The organism is Blautia massiliensis (ex Liu et al. 2021) (assembly GCF_052064225.1).
GTDB lineage: Bacteria > Bacillota > Clostridia > Lachnospirales > Lachnospiraceae > Blautia_A > Blautia_A fusiformis.
The window spans coordinates 87,970-99,465 of record NZ_JBQHWA010000012.1 but is presented as its reverse complement, the minus strand read 5'-3'; the positions used below and the strand labels follow the sequence as shown (position 1 = coordinate 99,465).

Here is an 11,496-nt window from a genome sequence, read left to right as displayed (position 1 = left end):
GGACTGCGATGGCATAAATTGCTATTTTGTTAGCTGAAATATTGAATTTTTAAGGTGCGAAGCCCATTTGGGGTATGGGAAGTCTTAGTTACTGATTATTTTATACAACAGGAGGAATTTATGTATAAGGCAATCTTTTTTGATCTGGACGGAACACTGACAGAATCCGGAGAGGGGATTACGAAATCTGTACAGTATGCACTGGAGAAACTTGGAGTTTCGGCACCGGAGCTGGAGCCATTGAAGGTTTTTGTGGGTCCGCCGCTTCTGGAACAGTTTATGAAATATGCGGGATTTGATAAAGAGACAGCACAGAAGGGAATTGAATATTACAGAGAGCGGTATTCAGAAAAAGGAATGTATGAGAACACCGTTTATCCGGGTGTGGAAAATGCCCTGGCAGAACTGAAACGTCGTGGCTACCGGCTGGCAGTGGCGTCTGCGAAACCAACCTTTTACGTAACACAGATCATGGACCATTTTAATCTGAGTCGGTATTTTGAGGTGATCGCCGGGACGGATTTCAATGGACCGAAAGTAACCAAATCTCAGGTGATCGAGGAAGCTCTGGAAAGAATGAGCCTTTCTGACCACCGTGACCAGGTGATCATGGTGGGTGACAGAGAACATGACATTCTCGGAGCCAGACGATGCGGGATCCAGTGTGTGGCTGTATCTTACGGATATGGAAGCAGAGAAGAACTGGAAAAGGCACAGCCTCTTCAGATCGTAGCTTCCGCAGATGAACTTCTGAATTTTTTCGTCTGACCCCTCTGCACAGACAGAATATTTTTCAAATAGTGTGGAGGGAGCTTTATCCGGCAGGAATCCATTATCTTATCGGACAGATCCTCGGAAGCGCCGTGCTTCTCTGGCTGGCAGGGCATGTCGGCAACGCACAGGAAAGGTACTATAGTTATACGCTGGTGATCACCGGACTTACCGGAGTGCTGGTTATGTTTCCGGCAGTATATTTTTATCGGAAGGATCGTATAGGAAGGCTGATCGGCGGTTTGACTTCCGTTGAGGAACAAAGGCTATCTATTCCTGAAATGCTGCTTCTTCTTGCTGCTGGAGCCGGATTTGCCCAGTATGCCAATGTGCTGGTGGCGATCCTGCAGAACTGGATCTCATCCAGCTATGGAGAGACGATGACGAAGATTACTTCAGGAAAGAGTTTATTTATAATGATCTTCTGGATGGGTATCATAGCGCCTGTTGCGGAAGAAATGATCTTTCGCTGGCTGATCTATCTGCGACTTCGGGATCACTTTTCAGTGCTGGTTTCCGCTGTGATCTCTGCGGCGTTTTTCGGAATTTATCACGGAAATGTCCTGCAGGCTGTGTATGCGTTTGTTCTGGGAGGGATTTTTGCGTGGTTTCTGGAGATGGGCGGTAATAAGTGGACCAGTGTGCTGATGCACATCGGAGCCAATACCTGGATACTTATTTTCAGTGAATACGCCCAGACTCTGGTGGAAAAAGCCGGAGCAGGAAGCCTTCTGATGATCTATGGTGTTTTTGCGGCAGCGATGATCGGAGGATATCAGTATTTTGCACGCCGGGGAGAAAAACGTGGCTACCGGGCTGTCTGATCCAATGTGGAACACGAATGTCTGCCTGCTACTGGATCAGGCAGAGTGATAGATGAATATTTGCTTTACAGAGAATCTGTAGTGGAATCATAGTATAAGGATGCCATTACAGATTTTTTTTATAAAAATATGCCGGAATCTTTTGCTGCCGGTAAATTTATATAGATTTTATATTTATTTAAGAGACCATTTCTTGCGTACCTTTGTATCACGTGCTATCATAAGTGTATTAAAAGAATTAATACACTTAATACACAGATTACAGAGAAAGGAGCGTCGTATGTTATTCTTGGACTATCAGGACAGACGTCCCATTTACGAACAGATCGTAGAGAAATTCCGGATGCTGATCCTGTCAGGAGCTGTGGAGCCATCTTCCAAGATGCCGTCTGTGCGGCAGTTGGCCGTGGAATTATCCATCAATCCCAATACCATCCAGCGGGCATATATGGAACTGGAGCAGCAGGGGCTGATCTGTCCGGTGAAGGGAAAAGGTAGTTTTGTCACAGACAGCAGCAGGATCAGGCAGATCGGTATGGAAGAAACCTTAAGTGAGCTGAAAAAGATCACAGAAAAGGGAATGGCTCTGGGAGTAGGGGAGGAAGAAATGATTGATGTGATCTGCTCATGCTATAAGGAGGGAAACGATGATTGAGATAAAAAACTGCAGCAAAGCTTTTGGTAAGATACAGGCAGTAAATAAGGTCACCATGGATATCGGGGAACGGGAGGTTTTTGGACTGATCGGTTCCAACGGTGCGGGAAAAAGTACTCTGCTTCGTATCATGGCCGGGATTATCCGTCAGGACAGAGGAGAGGTGCTGATGGATGAAGAACCGGTTTTTGAAAATGAAAGGATCAAAGAGCATTTTTTCTACATCCCGGACGATGCATATATTCCGGCAAATTACAATGCTCTGGACATGGCAGAATTTTACCGTTGTATTTATCCGGGATTTCAGCAGGCGCGTTTTGAGACAATGATGAAGCAGTTTCATCTGGATGGAAAACGAAAAATCAGTACTTTTTCCAAGGGAATGAAGAAACAGCTTCTGGTGATCCTGGGAATCAGTACAGGAACGAAATATCTGTTTTGTGATGAAACCTTTGATGGCCTGGACCCGGTAATGCGCCAGGCAGTAAAAAGTATTTTTGCATCGGAGATCATGAGTCGTGAATTTACGCCGGTGATCGCTTCCCACAATCTTCGTGAGCTGGAAGATATCTGTGATCACATCGGGCTTCTTCATCAGGGAGGAATTCTCCTTTCCAGAGATCTGGAGGATATGAAATTCCACATCCATAAGATCCAGTGTGTACTTACTGACAAAAAGAAAGAAGAAGAATTAAAGAAAGAGCTGGAGGTTTTGAAAACAGAGCATCAGGGCTCCCTGTTGCTTATTACTGCAAGGGGAACAAGAAGAGAGATCATGGAGAAGATACAGGCAAAAAATCCTCTTTTCTGCGAAGTGCTCCCACTGACTCTGGAAGAAATATTTATCAGCGAAACGGAGGTGGCAGGCTATGAAGTCAAAAATTTATTCCAGTGAGTATATGAAATCTTCTTCTAAAGGACAAAGATGGATCCCGGCATTTGCCATGATCGCATTTCTCCTTGCATTTCCGGTAGCGGAACTTATTCTGATGGGAAAATGGAATGAGCGCAGTTATACTCAGAGTCAGCTTTCCTATCTGTATTCCAGCCTGTGGAGCAGTGACTTTCTCACAATGGGAGTAGCTGTGGTTGCGGTAACCGCATTTTTTGCAGCAGTAAGCGGCTTCTGGTATCTGTATTCCCCGAGAAAAGTGGATTTCTATCACAGCCTTCCGGTAAAGCGAAGTGCACTGTTTCTGCACAGAGTATTGTTGGCTGTTCTTTATTATCTGGTGCCATATGTGATCATGGAATTTGCTGCGGTATGCATCGGGGCAGCCAGAGGATATTACAGCCTTTCCATTATGAAAAAGGCACTGATCCTGCTGGTGCTCCATCTCCTGATGTATCTTCTGGTGTATTTTTCCACAGTACTGGTGATCGCCTGCACCGGTACCATGTTGATGGGAGCACTTGCATGGGCAGGGCTGTTTACCTACAGTATCGTTCTGGCAGTGATGCTGCAGTTAAGCGGACATTTATTTTTTGATACCTGGTACGAGGGCAGTTACGGAATTCTGGCAGCAGTGCGGAATCTGGGATCTCCTCTTATGGTGATCGTAAGCTTTATAGATAGATACAGCAGCGGAAGCTTTGGAAAGCAGTTGCTGATACTGATCCTTACGCTGTTTATCATGGCAGCACTTTCCTGGATGGCATTTTGCAGACGAAGGTCAGAGAATACCGGAAAAGCTCTGGTATATACCTGGATGGAGCCGGTCTTAAGTGCACTGATCACAATACCATCCGGACTGGGGATCGGTCTGATCTTTTATATGATTCCGGAAGATTCATCCAAAACAGCATGGTGGATCTTCGGAATGATACTGGGAACGATCCTGGTTCATGGAATTCTGGAAGTGATCTATGAAATGGATTTTCGCAGATTTTTCCGCAGAAAAGTGCAGCTTATGATCTTTGGAGGTGTTGTGGCAATCTGTGCGCTGACCATGAAAATGGATCTTCTGGGATATGACAGTTATTTTCCGGCTTATGACAATCTTCAGGGAGTTGTGATAAATGTAAGCAATCTTTCATATACAGAGCAGCTTTGCAATGTGGAAAAAAAAGAAAACGGAATCTATAAGATCCGGTATACTGCCACCTCAGACAATAGTTCCGGTCTGCTGGATCAGCCGGTGATGAAAAGTAAAGCATTATATAACAGTCTGAAGGATATCAGGCTTCAGAATGAAAAAGGAAAAAAATCAGGAAGGCGCATGTATGTGCGCTACATAAACAAACAGGGATTCAGTGTATGCAGAAGCTATAATGTATCCTCTGCACAGGCACAGAATCTTATGGAAGCCCTGTATGATGAGCAGATATGGAAAGAAAACAGATATTCATTTTTCCAGCTGGACAAACAGTATCTGAAAGAGGTCACCGGTATTTTCTGTGACGGAGATATTCAAACCTTATTTGAGAAAAATGCAGAGAAGCGTCAGGCGCTGGCAGAGGCGCTGAGAAAGGACATTCTGGAAAACGGCGGTCAGACAGTAAAAGACCAGCCATGTGCAATGCTGATGTTCGATTATGCGGGAATTCCGTCAGAAGGATACATGGATGAATGGGGAATGAATGTACCGGCTGTTCAGGAAGGAGAGAGTGTGTCTACCTCCGTTCTGGTGTATCCGGCATATAAGAGAACACTTGCAATTTTGGAAGAAACAGGATATCCTCTTTCTATGGATAAGCTGTCTGTTGAGTATATTGATGTTTATTACTTCAGCTCCGAAGCTGCCGGCGAAGATGATGAAGCTTTTTCCGACGCTGAGCCCATTTCGGATCTTGAAGAAACAGATAACGGTTATAAAGTCCGTTACGATAAAAAGGAACAGCTGGAAGCTCTGAAAAAATGTATCCGTCCATCACAGCTGGTAAACGGATGGACTATCTGGAATGCAGATGCCACAATGGAAGTGGTTCTGGAAGGACAGGAGAGCACCGGCGGGGATTCCGGACTTTATATGACATTTGCCGGTGAGATCCCGGATTTTATCAGAGCAGATGCAAAGGCAGCCCATGTAACAGAATGGGAGGTAAATGATTAATGGAAAAACCAGTCCGGTTAGATAAATTTCTGGCAGATGCCGGCGCAGGTACAAGAAGCGAGGTAAAAAAATACATACAGAAGGGTCAGGTGCAGGTTAACGGGAAATCTGTGAAGAAACCGGAGCTGAAAGTAACAGAAGAAGATCAGGTGGTTATGAACGGGCAGGAGATCCATGCTGCACCGGAATATGTATATTATCTTTTTAACAAGCCGGCAGGCTGTGTCAGCGCAACGGAGGACTCCAGACATAAAACGGTTCTCGACTACATTGAAGAGAAAGACAGAAGAAAGGGTCTTTTTCCGGTGGGACGCCTGGATAAAGATACAGAAGGCTTTCTTCTGATCACAGATGACGGTCCTCTGGCACACGAGCTTCTTTCTCCGAAAAAGCATGTGGATAAGACCTACTATGCAAAAGTATCCGGGAAAGTGACAGAAGAAGATGTCGTGAAGCTGGCAGAAGGCGTGGATATCGGGGAAAAAGATCTCACACGACCGGCAAGGCTGGAGATCCTTTCTACCTGGGAGTCCGGTACAGAATCTGCAGAAGCCGGTAAGAACTGGGAATCTGAGATCCGACTTACCATCCACGAGGGAAAATTCCATCAGGTAAAACGGATGATGGAGGCACTGGGAAAAAAAGTAACTTATTTGGAAAGACTATCCATGGGGCCGCTGGAGCTTCCTTCAGATCTTCCGACAGGAAAATATCGTTCACTCACCGAAAAAGAGCTGGAGCTTCTGAAGTCTGCCGGAAACCGCTGAAAAACAGAAAAAAATTGGAAAAATCCCCTTTACATAAGGGGATTTTCTATGCTATAATTCAGAAGTTGCAAAAATAAGCACGCACGGCGATTCTATAAGGATGGTGCCCTACGGTGTGAGGATGGGTCCAGAGAGAAGGCGACCTGTGCGGAAGAATTTAACCAAAAAGGAGAAAAGACATGAGCGTTATTTCAATGAAGCAGCTTTTAGAGGCAGGTGTTCATTTCGGACATCAGACAAGAAGATGGAACCCTAAAATGGCTCCGTACATCTACACAGAGAGAAATGGTATCTATATCATCGATCTTCAGCAGTCTGTAGGAATGGTTGACGATGCTTACAATGCAGTAGCAGATATCGTTGCCAACGGTGGACACATCCTTTTCGTAGGAACTAAGAAACAGGCTCAGGATGCTATCCGTACAGAGGCAGAGCGTTGTGGAGAGTTCTTCGTAAATGAGAGATGGCTTGGTGGTATGCTTACAAACTTCAAGACAATCCAGAGCCGTATCGCAAGACTGAAAGAGATCGAGACAATGGAAGCTGACGGAACATTCGACGTACTTCCTAAGAAAGAAGTTATCGAGCTTCGCAAAGAGCTTGTTAAGCTTCAGAAGAACCTTGGCGGAATCAAAGAGATGAAGAGAATCCCGGATGCTATCTTTATCGTAGATCCTAAAAAAGAGAGAATCTGCGTACAGGAGGCTCATACACTTGGAATCCCGCTTATCGGTATCTGCGATACTAACTGTGATCCGGAAGAGCTTGACTATGTGATCCCGGGAAATGACGATGCTATCCGTGCAGTAAAACTCATCGTTTCCAAGATGGCTGACGCTGTTATCGAGGCTAAGCAGGGAACTGCTGAGGCAGATGGCGAGATCGAGGCTGAGTCTGAGGAGTTTGCAGCTACAGAGGAATAATTCGTATAAACAGAATATTTCAGGAGGAAACGAACAATGGCTATTACAGCAGCACAGGTAAAAGAGTTAAGAGAGATGACCGGCGCCGGAATGATGGATTGTAAGAAAGCTCTTACATCTACAGATGGTGATATGGATAAAGCAGTTGAGTTCCTGCGTGAGAAGGGTCTTGCTACAGCACAGAAGAAAGCAAGCCGTATCGCAGCAGAGGGTCTTTGCAAAACTCTGGTAACAGAGGATGGAAAGAAAGCAGTCGTTGTTGAGGTTAATGCTGAGACAGACTTCGTTGCAAAGAATGAGAAATTCCAGAGCTATGTTGCAGATGTTGCAGCACAGGCACTTAACACAACAGCAGCTGATATCGATGCTTTCCTTGCTGAGGCATGGGCACTTGATACAACTAAGACTGTAAAAGAGGCTCTTGCAGCTCAGATCGCAGTAATCGGCGAGAACATGAACATCCGTAGATTTGCTCAGGTTGAGGAGCAGAACGGATTCATCGCTTCCTACACTCATATGGGTGGAAAGATCGGCGTTCTTGTAGACGTTGAGACAGATGTTGTTAACGATGCTGTTAAAGAGATGGCTAAGAACGTAGCTATGCAGATCGCAGCTCTGAAACCGCAGTACACAAGCGACAAGGAAGTAAGCGCTGACTACATCGAGCATGAGAAAGAGATTCTTATGGCTCAGATCCAGAACGATCCGAAGGAGTCCCAGAAACCGGCTAAGGTTATCGAGGGAATGATCACAGGACGTATCAAGAAAGAGCTTAAAGAAATCTGCCTTCTTGACCAGACATACGTAAAAGCAGAGGACGGAAAACAGTCCGTTGCTAAATACGTAGAGCAGGTAGCAAAAGAGAACGGCGCTAAGATCCAGATCAAAGGCTTCGTTCGCTACGAGACAGGCGATGGTCTTGAGAAAAAAGAAGAGAACTTCGCTGAGGAAGTTGCAAAGCAGATGGGTAAATAATCTGATATCTGCAGATCTTTAATAAGATCCATAAAACCCTTGAAAATCCAGTATTTTCAAGGGTTTTTCTTATATTATCCACTTCATATATTGCATTATAAATTTATGTAACTTTTTGGGCGGATTTTCGTAAAATGTTCATCAGTGTTTTCGTAAAACTGCTATACGAATTCATTAACGCAAACTTCGCATGATTTTTAAGAAAAATGTGGCGGTTTCGATTTGTTATACAGAGAAAAAAGATAAACAGATAGTTAAGCTGATGCGGATTGAAAATATCGAATCAATAGAAGAACAGTAAGTTGTATTTCAGGAATGAAGAAAACCCCTGCAAAGATTTCGCAATGTCAGAATAAGAAAATAATAATTGCCACAGTTGGATTAGCAGACCCGGCAGATATGGAGAATGTAGATTATATGCATGAGATGTATCCGAATTCAACAGATAAGCAGATAAGGAAGATATTAACGCAATGCAGGCATGGATAAGGAGGTGTTACAATGCCATTTAAGATTGTCCGCAACGATATAACAAAGGTCAAAGCAGATGTGATTGTAAATACTGCAAATCCGAATCCGATATGTGCAAGCGGTACAGATTTAGCCATATATAAGGCGGCAGGAAAAGAACAGCTTCTTGCCGAAAGAGCAAGTATCGGCAAAATTGCAAGAGGTAATATTGCTGTTACTGGTGCATATAACTTAAAGGCAAAATATATTATTCATACAGTAGGACCGGTATGGACAGATGGAAAGCATCGTGAATTAGAAATCCTTGAGAATTGCTATCGAAAGTCATTACAGAAAGCATTGGAACTTGAGTGCGAAAGTATAGCATTTCCCCTGATTTCGACAGGAGTATATGGATTTCCGAAGGACAAGGCATTACAGATCGCTGTGTCAGCATTCAGCCGGTTTCTTACCGAAAATGAAATGGAAATCATACTGGTAGTGTTTGATAAAAGGTCTTTTCAGCTGTCCGGTCAGATTGTTGGGGATATTGATTCTTATATAGATGCAAATTATGTCAGAGAAATCCATAGAAAAGAGTATCCGATAAGGAGCAGAAGATGTATTCGTATAAAAGAATTGGCAGAAGAAGATTTCAATGAAGAAATGCTTCAAAGAGAAGAAGACAACTATCCATTTGAGGAAATGACAGATACTGGCATGACAGAATTGCTCATGCCGTTAGAAAATATTTCATTGGAAGAGCAGCTGGCAAACATAGGAGTTTCCTTTCATGATAAATTATTTGAACTGATTTACGAAGCACATCTTGATAATAAAGATGTGTGGAAACGGGCAAATCTTGACAGGAAACATTTTTCAAAGATCCAGTGTGACCAGAATTATCATCCGAAGAAGAAGACTGTAATGGCACTTTGCATTGCACTGCAGCTTGATCTGGAACAGTCAAGAGATTTACTTGCCAGAGCAGACTGGGCATTTAGTCCAAGCAGTAAGGTGGATCTGATTGTACAGAAGGCAATAATAGATAAGCAGTATGATATTATACAGTTGAATGTAACTTTGTTTAAATATACGAATGAAATTCTTGGAGTATAGGAGCAAGATGCATATGTGGAATGACATATATAAGCCTGATTCAATTGGCAGTGAGGGCGGCACGATTATTGCAGATGAGGAATATAAAGAATCGTGCAGGATAACATTGGAAAGATGTAAAAGGTATGATGCAATTACATGTGGTTATATGGAAGTATGATGCATACAGCTTTTTGTGATAAAAGGCATAGTCAGGAAGTCTTTGATAACATGAAAAAAGATCTACAGGAATTTATTGATAAGGGTACAACTGCTGAGGAAGAAGACATTTTCTATGAAGAGTTTACAAGTAAATATTGATTAGCATATGTTACGTCGGTACTTATAGCATCGGCGTTTGTTTTGTCTTAAAAAGTGTCGCCCGGACAGCGACCATATAAAGATGCTTCTTAACTATACTCATATTGTAACAAAGAAAAAGAGTTGCCGGAGTAATCCGGGGATTGGAGGCATATATGTACGGAGCAATTTTAGGAGATATTATAGGAAGTCCATTTGAGTTTGATAGAGGAGATAAAACAAAGGAATTTGATTTGTTTACTAAAGGCTGTGACTTTACAGATGATTCTGTTATGACAATAGCGGTTGGAGAAGCTCTTCTTGCAGTTGGACCGGAAGCTACAGTACGGGAAATTGAAGAGGCGGTAGTAACTAACATGCAGGATTGGGGGAAAAGATATCCATATGCAGGTTATGGTGGAAGATTCAGGTATTGGCTTAGAGAAAGAAATCCTAAGCCATACGGAAGTTATGGGAATGGTTCAGCTATGAGAGTATCAGCCGCAGGATGGCTTTATGATTCGCTGGAAAGAACAAGAGAGGTAGCAAGAGCGACAGCAAATGTGACACATAATCATCCGGAAGGCATTAAGGGTGCAGAGGCAACCGCCAGTGCAATATACATGGCTAGGAATGAATCTTCAAAAGAAGAAATTAAAGAATACATCGAGAGGGAGTTTCATTACAATCTTGATAGAACACTTGATGAGATCAGACCAGGATATCATATGGATGAGACTTGTCAGAGAACAGTACCGGAGGCAATTATTGCATTTCTGGAATCCAAAGATTTTGAGGATGCCATACGGAATGCAGTATCACTTGGTGGAGATACTGATACGCTTGGTGCTATTACAGGTAGTATTGCAGAAGCATTTTATGGAATTCCGGCTGTATTGATTGCAGAGTGTAGAAGCCGGCTTGATGAAGGCTTGATGACGGATCTTCTTGATGAGTTTGATCATGCTCTTGGCAGAGATAGAAATGTCGATTCAGATGATAAGAATGGGACACAGGCAAATCAAATGATTGAAGCTGCAATAGATCAGTATTATGTTCAGCAGGATGCAAATGGAATGTTGTTGTTTATGGAAGCTATGGTGACAAGAATGCAGCAGGCAGGAGAATTTGTGGTGCCTTATATTACTGTGGATTCTTTCATATCCGAAGAGCAGATTAACAAAGTAAAGGTGGGTGACACAATTTCGCTTGATCATGATGTAAAACTTAAAATGGAAACTGTGAAAGATGCTGGTGGAAAAGAATGGATTGGAGTATTTACATCTTCTGAGGAAATGCATAAGGGCTCAGCAGGAAATGTTCAGATGAATCAGCCTATTTTATCAATCCTTAAACTGGCATTGGAATGGGAAAAGATTAATGGAATTGTGATTAATCCATTTGGTAAGTATATTCAGATGACAAAGAAGATGATAGAGCTTTTAATCAGCGGATATGAATATTATGAGAATGAAAGGAAGAGCAAAGATGGTGAGAACAATTAAAGTTACAGGAAAAGGGAGAATAGAGTTTGAAGCTGATAATAAAAGATTACAGTTACTGTAGTCTGGACAATAGCTTAGGTCTGAGAAAATCGAATGCGACAGCTATATTTTCATCATTTACACATGAACCGGAAGAAGTGAAGTTCTAAGGACAACAAAAATGGTGAAAAGTAAG

General features: G+C 42.9%; 11 protein-coding genes. All 11 read left to right on the top strand.

Annotated features, from left to right (window positions below; translation table 11 throughout):
- The first annotated feature begins 120 nt into the window (after window positions 1-120).
- The 11 genes from ACTNDQ_RS06865 (at window position 121) to ACTNDQ_RS06815 (ending at window position 11,321) form a co-directional block, all read left to right on the top strand.
- The gene (locus ACTNDQ_RS06865) at window positions 121-768 is read left to right on the top strand and encodes an HAD family hydrolase (protein WP_279201401.1); all 648 of its coding nucleotides are present in this window, start codon (window positions 121-123) and stop codon (window positions 766-768) included.
- A 32-nt stretch (window positions 769-800) separates the two neighbouring features.
- Window positions 801-1,595, top strand: a complete 795-nt coding sequence (locus ACTNDQ_RS06860) for a CPBP family intramembrane glutamic endopeptidase (RefSeq protein ID WP_287085214.1) — start codon at window positions 801-803, stop codon at window positions 1,593-1,595.
- Window positions 1,596-1,875: 280 nt separating this feature from the next.
- Window positions 1,876-2,250, top strand: a complete 375-nt coding sequence (locus tag ACTNDQ_RS06855) for a GntR family transcriptional regulator (protein ID WP_441064286.1) — start codon at window positions 1,876-1,878, stop codon at window positions 2,248-2,250.
- A complete protein-coding gene (locus ACTNDQ_RS06850) occupies window positions 2,243-3,145 on the top strand; it encodes an ABC transporter ATP-binding protein (RefSeq protein WP_059085567.1) in 903 nt (300 codons plus the stop codon). The genes ACTNDQ_RS06855 and ACTNDQ_RS06850 overlap by 8 nt, the downstream gene beginning before the upstream one ends.
- Window positions 3,120-5,303 (top strand): DUF6449 domain-containing protein, encoded by a 2,184-nt coding sequence (locus tag ACTNDQ_RS06845; protein ID WP_441064285.1) that lies wholly within the window; start codon window positions 3,120-3,122, stop codon window positions 5,301-5,303. Before ACTNDQ_RS06850 ends, ACTNDQ_RS06845 begins: the two co-directional genes overlap by 26 nt.
- The gene (locus tag ACTNDQ_RS06840) at window positions 5,303-6,070 is read left to right on the top strand and encodes a pseudouridine synthase (RefSeq protein WP_441064284.1); all 768 of its coding nucleotides are present in this window, start codon (window positions 5,303-5,305) and stop codon (window positions 6,068-6,070) included. Before ACTNDQ_RS06845 ends, ACTNDQ_RS06840 begins: the two co-directional genes overlap by 1 nt.
- Before the next feature lie 179 nt (window positions 6,071-6,249).
- Window positions 6,250-6,993 carry a 30S ribosomal protein S2 gene (gene rpsB / locus ACTNDQ_RS06835; protein ID WP_044960678.1) on the top strand — a complete coding sequence of 248 codons (744 nt, stop codon included), beginning with the start codon at window positions 6,250-6,252 and terminating at the stop codon, window positions 6,991-6,993.
- 36 nt (window positions 6,994-7,029) lie between these two features.
- A complete protein-coding gene (gene tsf / locus ACTNDQ_RS06830) occupies window positions 7,030-7,968 on the top strand; it encodes a translation elongation factor Ts (RefSeq protein WP_110102467.1) in 939 nt (312 codons plus the stop codon).
- A 501-nt stretch (window positions 7,969-8,469) separates the two neighbouring features.
- Window positions 8,470-9,537, top strand: a complete 1,068-nt coding sequence (locus ACTNDQ_RS06825; RefSeq protein ID WP_441064281.1) for a macro domain-containing protein — start codon at window positions 8,470-8,472, stop codon at window positions 9,535-9,537.
- A 13-nt stretch (window positions 9,538-9,550) separates the two neighbouring features.
- The gene (locus ACTNDQ_RS06820) at window positions 9,551-9,697 is read left to right on the top strand and encodes a hypothetical protein (RefSeq protein ID WP_278796136.1); all 147 of its coding nucleotides are present in this window, start codon (window positions 9,551-9,553) and stop codon (window positions 9,695-9,697) included.
- Between the two features lie 295 nt (window positions 9,698-9,992).
- Window positions 9,993-11,321, top strand: coding sequence for an ADP-ribosylglycohydrolase family protein (locus tag ACTNDQ_RS06815; RefSeq protein ID WP_441064279.1), 1,329 nt, complete (start codon window positions 9,993-9,995; stop codon window positions 11,319-11,321).
- Window positions 11,322-11,496: the final 175 nt, after the last annotated feature.